The organism is Halalkalibacter lacteus, from assembly GCF_036663595.1.
Classification (GTDB): Bacteria; Bacillota; Bacilli; order Bacillales; family Bacillaceae_D; genus Halalkalibacter; species Halalkalibacter lacteus.
In genome coordinates this window covers 43345-65022 of sequence record NZ_JAWRVL010000022.1, presented here as the reverse complement: position 1 = coordinate 65022, position 21678 = coordinate 43345, and the positions used below count along the sequence as shown (strand labels likewise).

Sequence of the window (21678 nt, the reverse complement as noted above, 5' to 3'; positions counted from 1 at the left end):
TATATTTGCTAATATGAGCATATATCAACTATTCGGTACTCTCTTACAAAATTCGCATAGTTGACTAAAAGCTCCGGAGATCCTGGTGCTTTAATTTAGCCAAACTGCGTATAATTCAAGCTACTATAAATACCTTCAGCTTCAATCAGCTCTTCATGCTTTCCTTGTTCGGCAATTACAAGTGTTGTGCGACCTTTTGATACTTTTGATAGTTCAGCTATCGATTGTTGGATTGCCACCTCTGTTTCAATATCTAAAGTATAAAAATATGAAAGGTTCGTTATTAATCGGTATCATATTTTAAAGTAATTTCATTAGTAAAAAATAAAAACCACCAGGTATCTGGTGGTTTTTACATCACTATATTGGCAATTACTTACCCATCAAACACTTAAATATTGATTAACTTCTTCTTGTATCAGCGTTTCCCCCTCATAGACAATTCGCCCTTTATCCATAACATAGAAATAATCAGCGACACTCTTCGCAAAATCAAAACTTTGTTCGACAAGTAATATAGAAGTATCTACTTGGTTTCGTTTTATATCTTTGATCACTTCTTGAATATCAGCGACTATATTCGGTTGAATCCCTTCTGTAGGTTCATCTAGTAATAAACAGCTTGGTTCTGCAACAAGCGTTCTTGCAATGGCGAGCTGCTGCTGTTGACCACCACTTAAATCACCGCCACGACGGTCTTTCATTTCTTTTAATACAGGAAAATACTCATATATTTTCTCGTCAATGATTTCGTCTTTTTTGGCACGTGCCTCTAAGCCAAGAAGGAGGTTCTCGTATATAGTCAATTGTGGAAATATTTCTCGACCTTGAGGTACATATCCTAAACCTTTACGAGCTCGGTACGTGGCGTTCTTTTTCGTTACCTCATCTCCACTATACGAAATGGATCCATTTACTGGCTGGAGGACCCCCATTATCGTTTTCATGATTGTTGATTTCCCTACACCATTACGGCCCATTAGACAAACTACTTTCCCCGGTTCAACGGTAAGAGATACATCTCGAATTACAGTACTTCCATCATAAGCTACTTCTAGTTTAGAGAGCTTCAGCATGTGAATCGTCACCTTTCTTCCCAAGATAGACTTCCATTACTCGTTCGTTATTTTGTACTTCTTCCATTGTTCCATCACAAAGTAGTTGTCCACCATGCATAACCGTTACTTTTTCAGCGAACTTCCTAACAAAATCCATATCATGCTCTACGACAATAATAGAGCAATGCTTTTTAAGCTCTAGTAATAATTCACCTGTTTTCTCTTCTTCTTCTTCTGTCATACCTGCAATTGGTTCATCTAGCATAAGCAAATTGGGCTCTTGCATCATAACCATACCTATTTCAAGCCACTGCTTCTGACCATGAGATAGTGTTTTTGCAATTACATTACGTTGTTCTTTTAACCCAATCAAGTTAAGCATATCTTCTATTTTTGATTTATCTGCAGCTTTCATTCTTGAAAACAACATTGGAAAAACTCGTTTGTCTTGTTTCATCGCAAGCTCTAAATTATCAAAAACTGTTAAGTAAGGAAAAATCGAAGGTGCTTGAAACTTTCTGCCAATTCCTTCTCTAACAATTTCATATTCTTTTAACCTCGCAAGATTTACACTTCCATTAAATGTTAACGTCCCTTCAGTATACTTTGTTTTCCCGCAAATCGCATCTAAGAAAGTTGTTTTTCCTGCTCCATTAGGTCCAATTAAAAAGTGTAATTCCCCGTGAGGAATGGAAAAGTCAAACTCCTTAATTGCATAGAATCCCCCAAATCGAACAGAAATCTTATCCGACCGCAGAATGGTTGGTTTCTTTTCCTTCTGTACTAACTGCTTGTTTTTCATGTTTTCCACCTCTTTGTTTCAATTTTTGAGTTAAACTCATTAATCCTCCTGGTAGGAAAATGACGATAATTACAAAAATAAAACCTAAGAAATACAACCAAAAATCTGGATATGTTTCACTGAAAAATGTTTTGGCACTATTGGTTAAAAGCGCTCCAATGACAGGACCAATCAAAGTCCCTCTTCCACCAATCGCAACCCAAAGTATCATTTCAATTGACGGTATTATTCCCATCATTGTTGGAGAGATAATCCCGACCTGCGTGACAAACAGCATTCCTGCTAATCCTGCAATTCCAGCGGATACTGAAAAAACAAGAACTTTAAACATGGACGTATCGTAACCAGAGAAACGTAGACGATTTTCACCATCACGAATTGCGATTAACGCTTTACCAAAACGGCTATTAACAAGCAATGAACAAAGGAAAAAAACACCGACTAAACAACCAATTGAAATATAATAAAGAATTTGTTGTGTAACTGGAGAAGAAAGCGAATATCCAAATATAGTTGAAAACCCTGTAATTCCATTTGTACCACCCGTTACATTTTGCTGACTAACAATTAACGTCACTGTAACCAGTACTAACGCCTGCGTTAAAATTGTAAAATACACATCTCTGATTCTGTTTCGAAAGATGAAGAACGCTAGAATAGTAGCTATAATCATAGGCACCATTATAGCTCCCAAAATAGCAACGATAGGATTGGAAAAGACCATCCAAAACCAAGGTAACTCTGTTATTCCATTCCACATCATAAAATCAGGAACAGCTCCAGCCATACTTTCCATCGACAAGTACATTGCCATAATGTAAGCACCAAGACCAAAGAAAATGCCATGTCCTAGACTAAGGACACCTGTATAACCCCACAGTAGATCGAGACCTATTACTAAGATGGCGAATGCTAAATAGCGTCCAAGTAAATTCGTTCTAAAGTCAGAGAGGAAAAATGGCATAATAATTAAGATTAAGATCAGAGCAATAAAAAGCCACTTTCGCTCTAATAATCGTGCACCAAAAGATTGCATGCTCGTTAACTCCTTTCAATTTGTATTAATCAAGAGACCGTGACTGCAGAGAAAACAAGCCCGAAGGACGCCATTGTAAAAATAAAATAATGAGAGCAAAAACGAGTACTTTCCCCATAGAGGCGTTAGTCCAATATTCGAAAACAGTGTTGAAAACTCCAATACCTAACGCTCCGACTACAGTTCCCATTAACATTCCGACACCACCAACAACGACAACCATAAATGCATCTACGATATAATAGGTTCCAATTGTCGGACCAATGGGACCGATTAACGTAAGGGCAGCCCCTGCAATCCCTGCAATCCCAGACCCTATAGCAAATGTAATTGTGTCTACTTTACGTGATGAAACTCCTAAACAAGTTGCCATTTCTCTGTTTTGCATAACCGCACGAATCTTACGACCGGTTCTCGTTTTATATAAAAACCAAGCTAATGCTAAAAAGCTTATAACTACAAGAGCGATAATGAAAAGCCGGATATATGGCAAAGTAACACCAATGATTTCCAAACCGCCTCTTAAAAATCCTGGACTTTGTACCCCGACATTCGGCGCACCAAAAATCGATCGCGCTGCTTGTTGGAGAATTAACCCAACACCAAAAGTGGCTAATAAACTATCTAATGGCCTTCCGTATAGATGACGAATAACTGTAAATTCCAATAACATTCCGATTAATGCAGCAACCACAAATGCAGTAGGAATGGCTAAAAAGTAGTACCAATCAAACATCGTTGCTGGAAGATATTGCGAAAAAATGATTTGAACTACATACGTAGAGTACGCTCCAATCATAATTAACTCACCATGTGCCATGTTAATCACCTTCATTAATCCAAATGTTATAGCCAAACCAAGAGCAATTAATAATAAAATTGAACCAAGACTAATGCCATTAAAGGCTTGCATTATCATTCCTTCCATGCTCCATCCACCCTTTTTTTATAAATAAAATAGGGAGAGTGTTCTCCCCTCCCCATTTTTCAACTATTGACCACTGATTCCACGAGCCCAGTCATACCCCTCTAAATACGGATCCGGCTTTACAGCTTCTCCTGAGTTCCATAGCTCGTTGAACTGTCCGTCAGCTTGAACTTCACCAATTCTAACTGTCTTGTAAACATGTTGATTATCTCCGTCAACTTTTACAGGACCACCCGGTGCGTCAAACTCGATTCCTATAGCTGCTTCACGAACTGCATCAACGTCTGTTGTTCCTGCAGCTTCCACAGCCTTTGCCCATAAATGAACCATAAAGTAACCAGCTTCAATTGGATCTCCTGTTACACGGTCATCACCGTATGCTTCCTTATAACTAGCTACAAACACTTCATTTTCTGGTGTATCAGTTGTTTGATAATAGTTCCAGCTCGCTAAGTGACCTTCTAACACGTCAGCACCGATTCCGCGAATTTCTTCTTCCGCAACACTTACAGATAAAACTGTTAAATCATCAGTTGTAATACCTGCATCAGCAAGCTGCTTGAAGAATGCAACGTTACTATCACCATTCAACGTATTGAAAACGACCGTTGGTTTTGACTCGCGAAGTCTTGAAATAATTGTGTTATAGTCAGTGTGACCTAGTGGTGTATATTGCTCATCCACTAATGTCGCACCATTTTCTTCTAGCTGTGCTTTAATAATTTGATTGGCTAAACGCGGGAATACATAATCAGACCCTAATAAGAAAAATTCTGTTCCGCGGTTCTCTAGTAACCAATCAACTGCCGGAACGATTTGTTGATTTGGTGCAGCTCCTGCATAGAAGATATTTGGAGAAGCTTCCATTCCTTCATATTGAACAGGATAAAAAAGAAGGCCATTGTTTTCTTCTACAACTGGAAGCATTGCTTTTCGACTGGCTGATGTCCATCCTCCAAAGATAACGTCAACCTCGTCTTGTTGTAATAACTTACCTGCACGTTCTGAGAAAACAGGTGGTTCTGATGCACCATCTTCAATAACCGGTACTAGTTGTTTTCCTAGTACACCGCCTGCAGCATTAATCTCTTCGATTGCCAATAACTCTGCATCCCTTACAGATGTTTCACTCATTGCCATCGTTCCACTTAAAGAATGGAGAATACCGACTTGGATCACATCTTCATCATCAGCAATCTCTACATCCGGTTCTGTTTCTGTACCTGTTTCATCCTCTGTTCCAGTAGTTTCACTACCTCCACCCCCACACGCACTCAGAAGTAACATGGTTGACACCGCCATGCCTAAAAATGCTAACTTGCCTCTTAAAAGCTTTTTCATAATTGATCCTCCCTCTTTTATGTAAGATTTTCTCTACGTGAAATACAATATCAATGTTTTCCCCCTTGGTCAGGACTTACGTGAGAAAAAATGACAACTATTTTTCTGAAAATTTAAATAATAATAATATTGAATTCTATCTAGCTCTTGATACCGTTAAGAGAAAACGTTCTCATAAATTCACAAGTTTTTGAAAAAAATAGATCAGACCGCTATTAATCTTAACGATAAAACATGTCAATCCTAGAAAGTTAGATCGACCCATAGCATATTAAATGAACTTCTAGCTATGAACTACTAATTTAAAAATTAATTTGACAAAATATTATAAATAAAAAGAAAACTAGTTACATTATATGACATAATTGTTGTTTCTTATTTAACAGAACCTTACAGTTTAATTAATTCGAATTCAAAGAAGATTCTATCAAAAAACTCACATCTTGTGTAAGGTGGTAAAAAAATGAAATTATCCCCTATTGAAAAAGAAAAATTACTCATTTATGTTGCTGGCGAACTTGCACTTAAAAGAAAAGAAAAAGGGTTAAAACTTAATTACCCTGAATCAGCGGCTATTTTAAGTTGTTTTGTTCTTGAAGGAGCAAGAGAAGGGAAAACAGTAAGTCAATTAATGAGTGAAGGGAAACATGTACTTACCTCTGAGGACGTTATGGAAGGAATTCCAGAAATGTTAAATGAAATTCAAGTTGAAGCAACTTTCCCAGATGGAGTCAAGTTGGTTACGATCCATGATCCCATTCAGTAATGAAGGAGGAGTTTAATTGATACCTGGTGAAATTCGCGTTGGTAAAGGTGTTATTCACTGTAACCAAAACCGAAAAACGTTACAGATAAAGGTTTCTAATAAGGGTGATAGGCCAATTCAAGTTGGTTCACACTTCCATTTTGCTGAAGTAAATCGGTTTCTATTCTTTGATCGTAAGAAGGCAATTGGCATGAGATTAAATGTCGCAGCTGGAACCGCAGTACGTTTTGAACCAGGAGAAGAAAAAGAGATAGAGCTCGTTGAAGTCGGAGGCAACCGAGTTATTCATGGGTTAAATGGCTTAACAAACGGCTCCGTTGACTCTCATTCTGCTATTGAGTTGACTATGAAGGAAAAAGGCTTTTTTCGGAGGTGAACAGCAGTAAATGGAATTATCGAGACGACAATATGCAAACTTATTTGGACCAACAGTTGGTGATCAAGTACGATTAGCTGACACTGATTTATGGATTGAAATCGAAAAAGATTACACAACTTACGGTGATGAGTGTAAATTCGGAGGCGGGAAAGTTCTTCGCGATGGCATGGGACAAAATGGCGTGCGAACACGTGATCAAGACGTTCTTGACCTTATCATTACAAATGCCACCATTGTTGATTACACAGGAATTTATAAAGCAGATATAGGTATAAAAGATGGAAGAATTTCAGGTATCGGCAAAGGCGGTAATCCCGACATTATGGACGGAGTAGATCCGAATATGATTGTTGGGGCGAGTACTGAAGCGATTGCGGCCGAGGGACATATTGTCACCGCAGGAGGAATTGACGCTCATATCCACTTTATCTGTCCACAGCAAATTGAAACAGCTATCGCTTCTGGTGTAACAACAATGCTTGGCGGCGGGACAGGACCCGCTACAGGAACAAAGGCAACTACTTGTACACCTGGTGCTTGGAACATTGAGAGGATGCTTGAAGCAGCTGAAGAGTTCCCAGTAAACCTTGGATTCTTAGGTAAAGGAAATGGTTCAAATGTTGATCCGCTTAAAGAACAAGTAGAAGCTGGCGCCATCGGATTAAAGCTCCATGAAGATTGGGGAACGACTCCACAAGCCATTGATATGGCTTTAAAGGTAGCTGATGAGCTCGATGTCCAAGTTGCCATACATACCGACACACTAAATGAAGCCGGTTTTGTTGAAGATACGATTGCAGCTATAAATGGTCGTGTCATCCATACGTATCATACAGAGGGTGCCGGCGGCGGTCACGCCCCAGACATTATGAAAATTGCTTCTTTTCCAAATGTATTGCCATCTTCAACGAATCCAACTCGTCCATTTACAGTGAATACGATTGATGAACATCTAGATATGCTGATGGTCTGTCATCATTTGGATTCCAATGTACCTGAAGATGTCGCATTTGCAGACTCTCGAATTCGACCTGAGACGATTGCCGCTGAAGATATCCTTCATGACTTAGGAGTCATAAGTATCATTTCATCAGACTCTCAAGCCATGGGGCGTGTAGGCGAAGTCATTATTCGCACGTGGCAAACAGCTGACAAGATGAAAAAACAGCGTGGTTACTCAGAAGAAGATGCTACGAGTAATAATGACAATACTAGAGTCAAGCGATATATATCCAAATATACCATTAACCCGGCCATTACACATGGGATTAGTCACGAAGTTGGTTCAGTTGAGGCTGGAAAACTAGCAGACTTAGTTATTTGGGACCCGATGTTTTTTGGCGTAAAGCCCGAGACCATAGTAAAAGGTGGGCTAATTGCTTACGCTCAAATGGGAGATCCGAATGCATCTATCCCAACACCACAACCCGTTTTTCAACGTCCTATGTTTGGTAGCCTTGGTCGAGCAAAATACTCGACATCTATCACATTTGTTTCCCAATCAGCTTACGACAATCAAGTACATGAGAAACTCAAACTCAATAAATTAATTTCACCTGTAAGAGGCTGCAGATCGATTGGTAAAAAAGATATGAAATGGAATAGCGGTACACCACAGATTGATATCAATCCGGAAACGTATGAGGTGAAGGTTGATGGCAAAGTAGTCGAATGTGAACCATTCGAAACCGTTTCCCTTGCACAACGCTATTTTTTATTTTAATACTAGGAGGCACTAAATTATGTTGGTTCAAAACATTATAGGAAATGTAAAAAAACAAAACATAGCTTCTGAAAAAGTTGAATGGATTGAATTAGACTGGGAAGAGTTGAACAAACGTATTTTAAGAAAACAAACAAATAAAGGAAGAGAAGTAGCCATTTCACTCGATGGAGATACCCACTTACACTTTGGTGATATTATTTACCAAGATGATGAAGCGATCATTGCCGTTCGAACAAAGCTTGAGCCTGCTTTTGTCGTATCACCTAAATCGATGACAGAGATGGGCAAGGTTGGATTTGAGTTAGGAAACCGCCATACTCCCTCTCTTATTACAGAATCAGAAATTATTGTTCGCTATGACGAAACATTAGAATCAATCTTCCAAGATGCTAAAGTGACCTATGAAAAGACCGAACGCCGCTTTGAAACACCATTTAAGTACAAAGGACATCATCACCATTAAGCCTTCATTTCTACACTTTTTGCAAATTCATGACTCTGCTTTTCCAATCGGAGCCTATACGCACTCATTTGGAATGGAATCGTACATTCAATCCGAAAAAGTTAAGGATAAGCAAAGTTTATTAGATTTTTGTCATACGTACCTTTTTACAAACTTGGTTTTCGGGGACGGTCTTTTAGTGAAAGAAGCATTTATACTTGCTCGTGAACAGAATTTTGAAGAGTTAGTACAACTCGACCAATTATGTCATGCACAAAAAATAGCTTCTGAGTCAAGACAAGGTAGCATTAAAATGGGCAAACAATTTATCGAAACAGTATTGCCTCTTACGGACTCTGAGCAACTAGCGACGTGGCGTAACTTAATTAAGAACAAGAAAATCAATGGACATTATGCAATTATTTACGGAATCTATACTGCTCATTGTGGGTTCGAGCTTGATGATATTTTAAGTGCATTTTTTTATTCTTCAACAGCTTCACTTATTCATAATGCCGTTCGTGCTATTCCGCTCGGACAAAGTACTGGAGTTCAAGCAATTTACTCATTACTGAATCCGATAAATAAAGCTGTTGAGATTTTAAAAGAAAAGACGATTAGTGATCTAAGCAACTCGTCTGTGGGAATTGAACTTGCATCAATGGAGCATGAACGCCTGCATTCAAGGCTGTTCATCTCCTAATTTATATATGAAGGAGAGATTTATATGAAGAAACCTATAAGAATTGGAATTGGTGGTCCTGTTGGATCCGGAAAAACAGCCTTAACAGAGCGCTTAACAAGAGCTATGCATAAAGACTATAGCCTAGGTGTCATAACAAACGACATTTACACAAAAGAAGATGCCCAATATTTAACAACAAATGGGGTCTTACCAAAAGAACGGATTATTGGCGTTGAAACGGGCGGATGCCCACACACGGCTATTCGTGAGGATGCATCAATGAACTTCGAAGCAATTGATGAATTAAATGAACGTATTAATGATCTCGATATTATATTTATCGAAAGCGGCGGCGATAATTTATCTGCAACATTCAGTCCTGAATTAGTAGATGGCTTCATTTATGTTATTGATGTTGCAGAAGGTCAAGATATCCCTAGAAAAGGTGGACCTGGAGTCACTCGTTCTGATTTGCTTGTCATCAATAAAATTGATTTAGCCCCATATGTTGAAGTGGATTTAGACATGATGAAAGTTGATGCTACCAAAGCTCGAAATGGACGCCCATTTATCTTTACAAACCAGAAAAAAGATATCGGGATTGATGAAGTTATCAAATGGATTCAGCACCAATTATTATTAGAGGATCTCTATGCAGAATCAGCAACTAGTGAAAACTAATACGAAACTAAATAGGATGAACGGTGAGTTGAATCTATACTTTGAGAAAAAAGGAATGCGCACGAAACTGACTCGCAGTCACCATTCATCTCCCTTAAAGTCTAGTAAAGCTCTTTATATGGATGAGGACGGAACAGCAACCGTTTATCTTATGGAGACATCAGGAGGCATGGTTGAAGGAGACTCTAACTATTATGATATTTCTGTAACTTGTGATAGTCATGTCTCTCTTATCCCTCAATCCGCTACTAAAGTCTATCCTTCAAGATTAGATTTGCCTTGTCGACAATCAATTAAGCTAATTGTTGAGGATCAAGCAAGCTTAAAGTGGCTACCTGAGACGATTATACCATTTGAAAACTCAATCTTTCACGGTAATACGAAGATTAAACTTCATTCCCATTCTTCGCTACTTTATAGTGAGATATTCTCTTCAGGTCGCCAAAAGAGTGATGAGAGTTTTGAGTTTAATCATTTTTCTTCAAAAACATTGATATATGTCGATGAAAAGCTAGTTGTCTATGATCACTTAAATGTAAAAAAGGAAAGCTCTCCTATTTTCCAATTAGGAATGTTTGAGGATTACACTTATATGGGGACACTTTGGTATATAGCCCCATTAGCAACTAAAGGAACATACGAAGAGGTTTCAAGAGATTTCAACGAAGGAGAATGTCATCGTTTCGGTTTCACAAACATCGATCATTACGGAGTACATTTCCGCTGGCTATCGAATGATCTTTGTCTAGTAAAAAATCAGATGACTCACCTCATTCATTATCTATAAGAGGTTCAAAATCGACCTTTTGATAGATCTTCGAGGAATCAGCAATGGCTCCGCCGTTACGCGGTTGCTATGAGAAATCACTCATAGCAGCCTTTTAGAAACGGACTCTGTTTTTTCTTTTTATTACTAGAAGTTACCGATCTTCTGCTCCATATGTATCGTTTCTAATTCTCCTTGTTCATCTAAAGTTATTTGGAAGCCTTTCTTTTTCCAAAAGGTTAGCCCGCCTGGTAAAAAACGATGAGTATGAAGGTATATTGTAGAATATCTTGCTTGTTTACAAAAATCAATCGCAGCTTCCAAAAGTAATGTGCCAATACCTTGCTTTCTACTATCCTTGTCTACATAGCACTTTATAATCTCACAAGTTGTTTGTAAGTTATAACGATTACCTAGTGAGGTTATTCTTCCATCATACGGTCTAACAGCTATTGTTCCAACTACTTTTCCGTTTAAAAAGGCTGCAAGAATTGTAGCATCCTTACGTTTAATAAATAATGTCGCCATTTCATTAAGATCGCGCATAGAGGCTTCACTTAACGGAAAAGGATATACCTCCCCCATGGTCTTCAGTAAAAATTGCGACACAGGTTGGATCTCTTCTTTTTTCACTTCACGAACGTCAATCATAAACAACCATTTTCCTCTCCTTTAACCTTCCTATACTAAAAAATCTAAGTAACTATCAATTGGTTTTGTTGATGTTGAGATGTAACATTTTTAACTGGAATACCATTTTTTCATTTGATTACGTTAGCAAAATGTTAGCATATTGTCTCAAATACTTTGGTTATAGATTTTAGTAAATAAAGATTTAGGTGGTAATGGCAAAGTATTAACTACACGTGAACTACCCACCACTTACCACCCTTACGGGTTGCTTGAAGTGGGGGCTTCTTGGATAATCGCCACTTTTAGTAGCTGACGAAATTGACCAAGCTAACCCTCTTGTTCCAAAAGTTTTTTTGCATTAGGCAGTTGCTACTAATAAGCGGATGCCTTCGTTTTTGATATTGATTGCTGAATTATAATCTCTATCCATGTTTAGACCACAACCACATTTGTAAGTACGCTCAGACAATCTTATTTCTTTTACACTACCGCAACTCGAACACGTTTTTGTAGAAGGGAACCATTTATCTATTTTGATAAGTTGTTTTCCTTGTTCTCTTAGTTTGTACTGCAAGAAAGAAGTGAACATCCCCCAACCATTATCGGCTACACTTTTCCCGAATTTGAGTGCTTGTGACATTCCTTTCATGTCTAAGTCCTCAATGATAACGGGATCATAGGTTGTTGTTAATTCTTTTGATTGATGGTGCAGGAAGTTTTTCCGTTGATTCGCTACTTTCTCTTGCAGTTTGGCTACTCGAATGCGCTGTTTAGTCCAATTCGAAGAGCCTTTCTTTTTGCGTGAAAGTTTCCGTTGTTCGTTTGCTAATTTATCAAGCATTTGACGATAGAAGCGTGGGTAATTGGCTTTCTTACCTGTTTCGCTATCGACAAATAGCCCATCCATTGCAAAATCTAACCCTACAATAGTTTGAATTTCCTTGCTTTTTATCTCCTTTTCATATTCAGTCAGAATGGAGATATAGTATTTTCCTGATGCGGTCAACGTAATCGTACAGGACTTAACGATAGATTCAGAAGGAATCTCTCTATGTTGTTTCATCTTTACCATTTTAAGTTTAGGTAATTTGATATGATCATCCAACATTTCAATATTTCCATTTACGACATTCGTTGTGTAACTTTGTTTGTGTCGTTTGCTCTTGAATTTTGGAAACTTGGCATTTCCTCTGAAAAAGGCTTTGTAAGCCTTATCTAAATTCAATTGCGCGTTTGCTAATGCTAAAGAGTCTACCTCTTTTAACCACTCAAACTCTTTTTTATATTTAGCAGGGGTCGGATGTTTAGCCTTTTTCAGCGCTTCCCTATCTTCTTTCAGAGTTTCATAGGTTTCTTTTCGTTCAGCTAACATTTTGTTATAGACAAAACGAACACAACCGAAAGTTTTGCGGATGAGTATGGCTTGTTCATCCGTCGGGTACAGTCGAAACTTGTATGCCTTGTTTTGTTTAATCATATCAATCACCTCACTTCATCCCTTGATTTTCGATATACTTTTTCACCATTTCAATTGGAGAACCACCTGTGGTCAATAAACAAAAACTTCTTGACCAGAACATTTCTTTCCATAGTTTTTTACGGACATGAGGAAAATCCTTTTTTATTACTCTTGAACTTGCACTTTTGTATGCGTTGATAAACTTTGATAACTCACTATTAGGATGTGCTTTGAAGAGAATGTGAACATGGTCTATGTCGTGATTCCATTCAACTAATGTGATATTATACTTCTCTCCCAACGATACAAATTTTTCTTTTGCATAGTCTGAGATTGTATCGTCAATGACTTTTCTTCGATATTTCACAACGAATACAAGATGGTAGTACATTAAGAATACTGAATGATTATTACTATCTAATTTCATTACTTTATCAGTCCTTTATCTAACTAAGACTGATTATACCATAATGAGAAAAAAATAAAGCCTTTGGGCTACTTCCCAACCGAAATACATCTCCCCCTTACCGTTGGGCTACGCCCTTCACACGCTTGAAGAGGGAGACTTCTTTCGGAGAACCGTTAAATGTAAACAGTGGAGGGATCTGATGCACAGTCCAGTCTAGCTGGCTGAATCTGGAAACTGATCTCTCTAGTTTCCAATGGAGCGTAATCATTTTTCGTTTTACATACTCAGATCTTATGTTAATGCATTGACAACCTCTTCTAATTTCATGCCGCGGGAGCCTTTGACTAGGACAACGTCCCCTTCCTCCACAACTTCCTTTAGTTTAGTGATCAACGCCTGTTTGTCATCATATGCTAAAACCTGATTTTCTGAAAAATTAACTTTTGCGCCTTCTGCAACTTTTTTCCCCAGTTCGCCAAATGTGAAAACATAATTGATTTTACCTGTGTCAATTCCTTTTCCGATTTCATAGTGGAAGGTCTCTTCATTGTCGCCTAGTTCCAGCATATCCCCCAAAACGACTATTTTTTTCCCATAGTCCTTTAAGTCCTGAAGCAATTCAATCGCGGCTCGCATGGAAGTTGGGCTGGCATTATACGCGTCATTAATAATCGTCACCCCATCTTTGCCTTGGATCAATTCCGTTCGCATCCCCGTAATCTTGATCGTTTCTAGTCCTTTTTTGATGTCTGGAATCGACACACCAAACTGCTTTGCAATAGCGATGGCAGAGAGAGCATTATTGATATTGTGTTTGCCGAGAACCGGAATAAAAAACTCGTTCTCACCCTTTCCATTCATCGTAAAATAAGTGCCGTTGCTCTTCTGCTGGATCTCGATCGGATAATAGTCATTCGCCTCAGAGCTACCAAAGGTGATGACATGAAACGGAATGTTTACCACTTTTTCTGTTAATAGCGGCTCATCCCCATGGATCACGAGTGTCCCGTTTTCCTGCAGACCTGCTGTGATTTCAAATTTCGCCTCCGAAATTCCTTCCCGCGAACCCAAATCCTGTAAATGAGACTCGCCAATGTTTGTAATGATCGCAGCCTCAGGTTTTGCAATCGTGGAAAGAAGCTCGATTTCCCCCCTTGCGCTCATCCCCATTTCCAACACAGCCATTTCCGTGTCTTCCTTTAATCCGAGTATCGTGAGCGGCAGCCCGATGTGGTTATTGTAATTCCCTTCCGTTTTTTGGACCTTATAAGTCGTTGCAAGCACGGAAGTCACCATGTCCTTCGTCGTTGTTTTCCCGTTGCTGCCAGTGATTCCGACGACCTTTACGGGAATACTCGCCAAATAGTTTTTTGCTAAATCCTGCAATGCAAATAACGTGTCCTCCACGTATATAAGCGGTATGTCGGCAGGGGGATTCGGCTGATTTTTTTGCCAAAGGACTCCAGATGCTCCATTCTCGACAGCTGCTCTCACAAAATCGTGGCCATTAAAGTTCTCGCCAACAATCGGGATATACAGATTTCCTTCTTGTATCGTTCTTGTATCTGTAGAAACTCCCGCAACCTCAACAGGAGAAACGCCTAGGCCAACAGCTTCCCCGTTCACCCACACAGCAATATCCTTAAACTTTCTTTTAATCATTGTAATCGCTCCTTTTTGTTAACTATATCGTATGGGGGAAAAGACCTCGCCCTTCTCTATTCACTGATTCTATTCTATGTAAAAGGAGGCTGACTCACAACGTAGTCAACCTCATTACTATTTATACACCTTAAAAAGTGTGTTTAATCTTTTGTTTTTCCTCGTGACGCTCTACTCCAAGTTCCACTAGTTTTTCAATCAGCTTGGAGTACGACAAGCCTGATTCCTGCCACAGCATTGGGAACATACTGAATGGCGTAAAGCCCGGCATCGTGTTCACTTCGTTCATGAGGACTTCTCCCTCTTTTGTTAAGAAGAAGTCGGCACGAACTAATCCAGAGCAATCGAGAGCCTTGAAGGATTGAATCGCTACTCTCTTAATTTCTTCATATTCTTCATCGGTGATGTCAGCAGGAATAATAAGTCCCGTACTCCCATCCTCATACTTTGCTTTATAATCATAAAAGTCTGTTTCTGGAACAATTTCACCCACAACCGAGCACTCTGGATCGTCGTTTCCTAATACTCCAATTTCCACTTCTCGACCGTCGATCCCTTCTTCAATAATGATTTTCCGGTCATATTCAAAAGCTAACTCAAAGGCTTTTTCTAAGCTTTCTCGGTCCTTACATTTACTGATTCCAACACTTGAACCTAAGTTCGCCGGTTTAACAAAACAAGGGTAGCCAAGCTTTTCTTCGACGTTCTTGTATGCCGTTTCCGCATTCTGTTCCCAATCACTGCGAAGGTACCAGACATATTTGGCCTGCTTAATGCCGGCTTGCTCATAGATGTTTTTCATCATTACTTTATCCATTCCAGCAGAGGACGCTAGCACCCCATTGCCCACATAAGGGATGTTCATCAGCTCTAATAATCCTTGAACCGTTCCATCTTCCCCGTTTGGTCCGTGAAGCAACGGGAAGACCACATCGATCTTATCTTCATTCGTGTCAGCTTTTGCTGGTACTGGGAAGATTTCCGAATTTAATGCAACCGGCGAGATCGTTTCCCCTTCTTCTTTCAATTGAAGCTCCTTGACATCCTCCACCGGGCCATGAAGCTGCGCTCCTCTGGCCCACTCTCCGATTTCTGAAATATATATTGGATGGACTTCATATTTTGTTAAGTCTAATGCTTTAATAACAGCTTTTGCCGTTTGTAATGATACTTTATGTTCAGCAGATTTCCCACCATACAATAATCCAAGTTTAATCTTCATATTCACCCTCCATATTCCATTTCCCCTTATTATTGTAACACTATCGTCCCTAAATTAAATACGAATTTTTCACTAGTTTATACCCCTCGTATTGGCTCATTAGCCTATCTTTAACTAATGTATGTAAAAATATTTTCTTTGGGCATGATTATTGGAAAGTTTTTTTGGTGAGTGTTGTGTGGCATTTGGTAGGATTTGTTAGAGATCCACAACAGCGCGACAGTTTTCCTTCCGCGCCTTCCTTCCTTGAGGTTCTATCTAATACGTTTTATTTTAAACTTAATGGGGTTTCGTATCATATCATGAATACATAAAGTACCGTCATGCAAGATATGAAAAAAGAAGCTTCCCACAAGTTTGGTCAACTTATGAGAAGCTTCCGTTAAAACCTCAATGTTAGAAACATGTGAGCATTCCCTCTCACCTTACGAACAAATCCTTATCTATCAAGGGTTAGAGGGACCTGATTACATCATGCCACCCGTAAGGCGAGAGTGTGTAATATCTTTAACGGTGTGTACGAGAAGTGAGGTATATCAGGGTTTTGCTAAATTATGTCTGTAACATCTTTAACGCGATATTACCGTTTTTCATTGGATTGCGTTAGCAAAATGTTAGCATGTTGTTTTACACGTTTTAATGAAACTAAAAATAGTTTTCTTACGCCTCTATACGCGCCCTGATTTCTTGTCTCCTTTGCTCTCGTTCTTCATCATTCATTCTTGGACAACCGTAACATTTACTCGATGCCCCTTCTGTTTGATAATAAAGACAACAAGAAGGCTTCATGCGCTGATAGACACCAGGCTCCCTTGCACTTTCAATCATATGAAATTTAATATCAAATGGATTTTTGTTTGATCTATAAATGTTAGATTCTAATTCTTTTGTAAGCAGGACAAAACAATTTTTAATTTTCTTTTTTTGTTCTTCAGATGTTGCCAGCTCTAGACTATTATCATGCCCAAAATATAACCTATCGAAACTTGTCCCCAGAGATGCTTCATTCGGATATTCGTTTCTTAACAACGGCTTGCAACAGCGGTGTTACATTCTCAGCATATATAACTTCCAACATTTCTTTCTTCAATTCATTTATACAGAACTTATTAGTGAATTCATTTAGTTTAAATGCTAATCCATAGTAATCATATTCTTGATTATTCACATTGAATAAAGGCATGAATTTCAGTTCATGTCCTATTTTTATATTGGCTTCTTATAAGACAAAAGCAATTTCTAACCTTTTATTCCAGATTTGTTTTTCAGATATGATTTCAACACTTCTTGTTGCTTATGTCCTCGTTCCAAGTCTTGTTGAATTAGTTCCTCAACTCTAAAAACTAACACAGGCTTCACTTGAAAATCGGGTTTATATTCGCTAACACCTTATCTAAAACCTACCAGGCCATTAATGCACAGTTATGTCTTGCTCTTAATTTATGAACACCTTCGAGTGACATTGCAACCTGAAGATCAACTCCTATATTGGCTTACTCTCCGTTTTGAATCATCCTGCTCACACTTATGCCCCAGCTCTGAGATATCTCGACATGGCGTTTTTTTAATGAACTCTCTTAACTTGTACTCCGTCCAACACACCTGTATTGCCATGCCCCTTCGCATGATCCCTCACCATTTTGCGATTAAGATCTTGAAGCATGTGATCAACCTTTCATACTTTTTAATTCGTAATAATTACGAATTAAACTTTACAAGCATTCATTATACTTATTTAATATAAACCTTCAACTACTATCTCCAATGCTTTTGCCACTCGAACTCCTTCTGCAGCTGATGAAAGTGGCAGAACAATAAAATTCTCTTCCTTAATTGCTGTCACATCAGTTAATGCTGGATGTATTAGTAATTGATGGCGTTTCAGTTCAGCAGTTGTTTCACCGTAGTCAACAATGATGATAACCTCAGGATCTCGTTCGACAACTTCCTCCCAGCTTACCTCAGCCCAATTTTTATCTACATCAGAGAAAATATTTGCAGCTCCAGCCATCGTAATAATTTGGTTTAAGAAGTTTTGCCCAACTGTAAATGGAGCTGTGTCACCACTATCATAAACGAATACTCTTGATTCAGATTGGTCACTTGGGATTCGTTTCTTTACTTGTTCAATATCGTCATCTAACTCACTAATTAATGCCTCTCCTCTATCCCTAACATTAAAAATTTTGGCAATATTACGTATATCATCGTATATATCTTCAAGTGTCGGTCCTACTATTGTAGAAGATTGATGTAGGTATGCGTTTATACCGAAGCTCTGCAATTGCTCTATCGTACCAATTCCTTCTTCATTAAACGCGCTGCCCCACCCCGCATATGCAAAGTCCGGTTCAATGTCTAAAAAGACTTCTTGAGACGGGGAACGTTCAGCGAGAACCGGAATCGACTCATACGCTTCCTTCCATTCAGGTAGCACATCATCATCTAAATAAGCTGTTCCAACCATATGGTCCTCTAGCCCAAGAGCAAGCATCACTTCGGTCACATGCTGATTTAAAGTTACCGCACGTGTCGGTACTTCAGAAATTGTTAATGTGTGATCCCCATTTTGTATTTCTACCACTTCATTTTGTGATGTTTCTTCTGCTCCATTCACTTGTTGGTTAGTTCCATCTGCTTCTGAACAAGCGACGACAATGGCTGCCACTCCCAACCCTAATATAGCTTTTTGTAATAATTTCTTCATTCCTCTTCCTACCTTCCTCTTATGATTTTGCAATTACTGTAAACGAGTGGCCGTTTTTCTGTACGGCGTTAGATAAAGGATACCCACCACCATTCCAAGCATCTTCTTTATATGGATTCAGATATCCGTTCTTCACTTCTATTTCCTTTTCTGATAAGTTTTCTTCTCTCGCTAATTGTTGACTGCTTTGATAAATATCTACCATAGACGAATTAGCATTATCATAGCTGCCTATAACATGAAATCCTTCCATCGTTAGCAAGTAAATTAACTCTTGTACAGTTAGTAACGAGAGCTCCCTTTCCACTCGATATCTTGACTCTAATAATCCTTTTCTCTCTAGCTCAAAATAAACTGTATAATACATCATTTGCCTAGCAAACGAAACCTTTGTATTCGTATGTAGTTGAATCGTTTTGTGCTCACTAACTTGTTTTTGAGACGTTTCTTTTTGTACAGACAGCTCGTTTGGAAAAACTAGATCAATAGAAAGATAACCACCTGTCTCTAAATGTTCCTTTGCTTTTTGGATAATCATCTTTTGTTCACCAGGAGACGTACACTCTTGAAACGTACCTTCAGTTAGAATAATGTGGGTAAACTTCTTATTTAGTGAAAAATGAAGAATATCCTCTTGAAATAGTTCAATATCGTGATTAAATCTTTTGAATCTCCTTTCAGCAACCGTAAGCATGTCTTCACTCCAATCAACACCGGTGACACTTGCCCCATCTTTCAATAGCTCCACAGCCAGTCTCCCTGTTCCAATTCCTAGATCTAATACAGATACCTGATCATGATACGACGCAAGCCAATGACGGTAAAAGTTTATCCCGCGCTTCCCAACAAAAAAATCATAATACTCAGCCTCTAACGAACGATATTTAGGATTAGGCTGCTTTTGATGACGTTCTCCCTGTAATCCACACCTTGAACACAGCGTTCCTGCTAATTGATAAAAAGGAGTATTCTCAGGAATTCCGTTCTTTGGGTCACCATGCAACTCATTATAACGAAACCCACAAACAGTACATTGATAATTTCCCATAGGCTTCCTTTCCTTAGCTCTGAAGCCATCTTTTTAGCTGATGATCAAAAATCCCTTGTTTCATCCCTGGTGAGACATACATGACTTGTACTTTTTGAGTTAATGGGTGCGTCCATATGGTTGCTTCTACTTGAAAGACTTCCTCTAATAGTTGCTTTGTAAGAGTTTCTTTTGGTGACCCGTTCGCTACCAATCTACCGTCCTGCATAACAATGATCCGATCACAATAAGAGGCTGCTAGATTTAAGTCATGTAGGGCAGTAAGTACCGTCATGTTAGACTGTTGTAATACATCAAGAATATGAAGTTGGTGGTGAATATCTAGATGATTCGTAGGTTCATCTAGAATAAAGAAGCTAGGCTCTTGTGCAATCGCTCTAGCAATAATGACACGCTGCTTCTCTCCACCAGACAATGTGGCAAAACTGCGCTGTTCATAACCTTCTAGTCCAACATGTTTAAGTGCGTCTATAGCAATGTCATGATCAACCTTTGTTTCTTGGTCAAGTAATCGTTTATGCGGATTTCTTCCCATAAGGACAATATCTAGAACGGAAAAATCAAAAGGAACTGAACTTTCTTGTCCTACGACAGCTACTTTTTTAGCAAACTCTTTATGCTGATAAGAAGTAATTGCTTCATCATCCAACATAACTGCACCTTCAGCTGGTTTGAGCACTCGATATAACGTCTTTAAGAGTGTGGATTTCCCACTTCCATTTGGACCAATTACCCCAACAAATTCCCCTTCGTTCACGTAGAAACTAATATCTTGAACAATGGCTTGGTGATTTAATTCAGTGACTAACTTTTCAACAATTAATTTCATTTTTCTCCATCCCCCCCAAATGAGTACGAGCTTTTTCTTAATAGCCAAATAAAGAATGGTCCTCCACATAATGCCGTAATTATTCCGATCGGTAATTCTTGTGGCGCTACTATTGTTCTTGCGATTAAGTCAGACCAAATCAGAAAAATCGCTCCCAATAATGCACTAAGCGGAAGGACATATCGATGGTTAGACCCCACAACTAAACGAACCATGTGAGGCACCATTAGTCCTATAAATCCAATGGCACCACTAACGGAAACCAATACACCCGTTAATAGGGCGGTTAATACAATTAGCCATTTCTTTAACATTTGACTATCTATACCTAATGTTGCTGCTGCATCCTCCCCCATAAGCATCAGGTTAAGAGGTCTCGCAATAAGCTTTAATATAATAAAAGCGAGTAGTAGACTAAGTAATGGTATTGGTAGCTGTGACCACTTTGCACCTGCCACACTCCCCATCATCCAAAACATTGCATCTCTAATTCCTTCTTCACGTGGAGCAGAAATGACAATATAACTGGTAATAGCTGAAAGCATCATAGATACAGCAATTCCAGCTAGCAAAAGTCGAACAGTTGAAATGCGTCCTTGTACCTGCGATAGAATAAACACAAGTAACACAGAAAACAACGCCCCACCAAAAGCAGCTGTCGACAAGGCAAATTGTCCAAAAGTAGAAAAAGCACCGAAAATAATGACAAGTGTCGCCCCTACCGATGCACCCGAAGAAACACCTAAGATATATGGATCCGCCAAAGAATTTCTAACAAGTGCTTGGATAACAACTCCAACAAGAGCCAGTCCCGCACCAACTACAGCTGCTAATATCACTCGTGGAAATCGTATCTCCCAAATAATTTGTTGCTCGGCACGGGACCAGTCCGCTATGATATGAGGTTCTATGAACGAAAGCTTTGATAAGGATACCTTCCACACAGTAAGAGGAGAAATCGTAACGGCACCTACCATCACTGAGATGGTCATTGATATTATTAGGAAAATGAGCATCAACCATGTTAAGAAAACAGGGGCTCTCAGATAAAGACCTAAAGATAAGGTCATCTTTCGCTTAGTAACTTCTAATGTTCCCA

23 protein-coding genes are annotated in these 21678 nt (G+C 38.9%); 7 read left to right on the top strand and 16 right to left on the bottom strand.

Going from position 1 to position 21678, the window contains the following annotated elements; all coding sequences use genetic code 11:
- Nucleotides 1-95 precede the first annotated feature (95 nt).
- The 6 genes from SAZ04_RS15670 to urtA all read right to left on the bottom strand — a co-directional run bounded on the left by SAZ04_RS15670 (nt 96) and on the right by urtA (nt 5165).
- On the bottom strand, nt 96-239 hold the full coding sequence (locus SAZ04_RS15670; RefSeq protein WP_332696886.1) for a hypothetical protein: 144 nt from the start codon (nt 237-239) through the stop codon (nt 96-98).
- Between the two features lie 144 nt (nt 240-383).
- Complete coding sequence (gene urtE / locus SAZ04_RS15665; protein WP_332696883.1) at nt 384-1076, bottom strand: urea ABC transporter ATP-binding subunit UrtE; 693 nt, start codon at nt 1074-1076, stop codon at nt 384-386.
- Nucleotides 1060-1860, bottom strand: coding sequence for an urea ABC transporter ATP-binding protein UrtD (gene urtD, locus SAZ04_RS15660; RefSeq protein ID WP_332696880.1), 801 nt, complete (start codon nt 1858-1860; stop codon nt 1060-1062). The genes urtE and urtD overlap by 17 nt, the downstream gene beginning before the upstream one ends.
- Entirely contained in the window at nt 1802-2896 is a 1095-nt protein-coding gene (urtC, locus tag SAZ04_RS15655) for an urea ABC transporter permease subunit UrtC (protein WP_332696877.1), read from the bottom strand. Before urtC ends, urtD begins: the two co-directional genes overlap by 59 nt.
- A 25-nt stretch (nt 2897-2921) precedes the next feature.
- On the bottom strand, nt 2922-3824 hold the full coding sequence (gene urtB, locus SAZ04_RS15650) for an urea ABC transporter permease subunit UrtB (protein ID WP_332696874.1): 903 nt from the start codon (nt 3822-3824) through the stop codon (nt 2922-2924).
- A 63-nt stretch (nt 3825-3887) separates the two neighbouring features.
- A complete protein-coding gene (gene urtA, locus SAZ04_RS15645) occupies nt 3888-5165 on the bottom strand; it encodes an urea ABC transporter substrate-binding protein (protein WP_332696871.1) in 1278 nt (425 codons plus the stop codon).
- Nucleotides 5166-5628: 463 nt separating this feature from the next.
- Here urtA and ureA point away from each other — a divergent pair, with 463 nt between their 5' ends.
- Genes ureA through SAZ04_RS15610 form a run of 7 tightly spaced genes read left to right on the top strand, consistent with a single transcriptional unit; the run spans nt 5629 to nt 10631 of the window.
- Nucleotides 5629-5931, top strand: a complete 303-nt coding sequence (gene ureA, locus SAZ04_RS15640; RefSeq protein WP_332696869.1) for an urease subunit gamma — start codon at nt 5629-5631, stop codon at nt 5929-5931.
- A 16-nt stretch (nt 5932-5947) separates the two neighbouring features.
- A complete protein-coding gene (locus tag SAZ04_RS15635) occupies nt 5948-6307 on the top strand; it encodes an urease subunit beta (protein WP_332696866.1) in 360 nt (119 codons plus the stop codon).
- Nucleotides 6308-6317: 10 nt separating this feature from the next.
- Nucleotides 6318-8033, top strand: a complete 1716-nt coding sequence (ureC, locus tag SAZ04_RS15630) for an urease subunit alpha (RefSeq protein ID WP_332696864.1) — start codon at nt 6318-6320, stop codon at nt 8031-8033.
- A gap of 19 nt (nt 8034-8052) precedes the next feature.
- A complete protein-coding gene (locus SAZ04_RS15625) occupies nt 8053-8499 on the top strand; it encodes an urease accessory protein UreE (protein ID WP_332696861.1) in 447 nt (148 codons plus the stop codon).
- Nucleotides 8438-9181, top strand: a complete 744-nt coding sequence (locus SAZ04_RS15620) for an urease accessory protein UreF (protein WP_332696858.1) — start codon at nt 8438-8440, stop codon at nt 9179-9181. The genes SAZ04_RS15625 and SAZ04_RS15620 overlap by 62 nt, the downstream gene beginning before the upstream one ends.
- Before the next feature lie 24 nt (nt 9182-9205).
- Nucleotides 9206-9844 carry an urease accessory protein UreG gene (gene ureG / locus SAZ04_RS15615; protein ID WP_332696856.1) on the top strand — a complete coding sequence of 213 codons (639 nt, stop codon included), beginning with the start codon at nt 9206-9208 and terminating at the stop codon, nt 9842-9844.
- Nucleotides 9816-10631, top strand: a complete 816-nt coding sequence (locus SAZ04_RS15610; protein WP_332696853.1) for an urease accessory protein UreD — start codon at nt 9816-9818, stop codon at nt 10629-10631. Before ureG ends, SAZ04_RS15610 begins: the two co-directional genes overlap by 29 nt.
- A gap of 126 nt (nt 10632-10757) precedes the next feature.
- Here SAZ04_RS15610 and SAZ04_RS15605 read toward each other — a convergent pair whose 3' ends face one another.
- The 10 genes from SAZ04_RS15605 to SAZ04_RS15560 form a co-directional block, all read right to left on the bottom strand.
- Nucleotides 10758-11261, bottom strand: coding sequence for a GNAT family N-acetyltransferase (locus SAZ04_RS15605; RefSeq protein ID WP_332696929.1), 504 nt, complete (start codon nt 11259-11261; stop codon nt 10758-10760).
- Between the two features lie 340 nt (nt 11262-11601).
- A complete protein-coding gene (locus tag SAZ04_RS15600) occupies nt 11602-12720 on the bottom strand; it encodes a transposase (protein WP_332696926.1) in 1119 nt (372 codons plus the stop codon).
- 10 nt (nt 12721-12730) lie between these two features.
- Nucleotides 12731-13129 carry an IS200/IS605 family transposase gene (gene tnpA / locus SAZ04_RS15595; RefSeq protein WP_332696850.1) on the bottom strand — a complete coding sequence of 133 codons (399 nt, stop codon included), beginning with the start codon at nt 13127-13129 and terminating at the stop codon, nt 12731-12733.
- A gap of 273 nt (nt 13130-13402) precedes the next feature.
- The gene (locus SAZ04_RS15590; protein WP_431309017.1) at nt 13403-14773 is read right to left on the bottom strand and encodes a UDP-N-acetylmuramoyl-tripeptide--D-alanyl-D-alanine ligase; all 1371 of its coding nucleotides are present in this window, start codon (nt 14771-14773) and stop codon (nt 13403-13405) included.
- A 130-nt stretch (nt 14774-14903) separates the two neighbouring features.
- Nucleotides 14904-15995 (bottom strand): D-alanine--D-alanine ligase, encoded by a 1092-nt coding sequence (locus SAZ04_RS15585; RefSeq protein WP_332696848.1) that lies wholly within the window; start codon nt 15993-15995, stop codon nt 14904-14906.
- A gap of 660 nt (nt 15996-16655) precedes the next feature.
- Nucleotides 16656-17024, bottom strand: a complete 369-nt coding sequence (locus tag SAZ04_RS15580; protein WP_332696845.1) for a hypothetical protein — start codon at nt 17022-17024, stop codon at nt 16656-16658.
- Nucleotides 17025-17730: 706 nt separating this feature from the next.
- Nucleotides 17731-18702, bottom strand: a complete 972-nt coding sequence (locus SAZ04_RS15575) for an ABC transporter substrate-binding protein (RefSeq protein ID WP_332696843.1) — start codon at nt 18700-18702, stop codon at nt 17731-17733.
- A 19-nt stretch (nt 18703-18721) separates the two neighbouring features.
- Nucleotides 18722-19750 (bottom strand): methyltransferase domain-containing protein, encoded by a 1029-nt coding sequence (locus SAZ04_RS15570; RefSeq protein WP_332696840.1) that lies wholly within the window; start codon nt 19748-19750, stop codon nt 18722-18724.
- Between the two features lie 13 nt (nt 19751-19763).
- A complete protein-coding gene (locus SAZ04_RS15565; RefSeq protein WP_332696838.1) occupies nt 19764-20579 on the bottom strand; it encodes an ABC transporter ATP-binding protein in 816 nt (271 codons plus the stop codon).
- The gene (locus SAZ04_RS15560; protein ID WP_332696924.1) at nt 20576-21649 is read right to left on the bottom strand and encodes a FecCD family ABC transporter permease; all 1074 of its coding nucleotides are present in this window, start codon (nt 21647-21649) and stop codon (nt 20576-20578) included. Before SAZ04_RS15560 ends, SAZ04_RS15565 begins: the two co-directional genes overlap by 4 nt.
- Nucleotides 21650-21678: the final 29 nt, after the last annotated feature.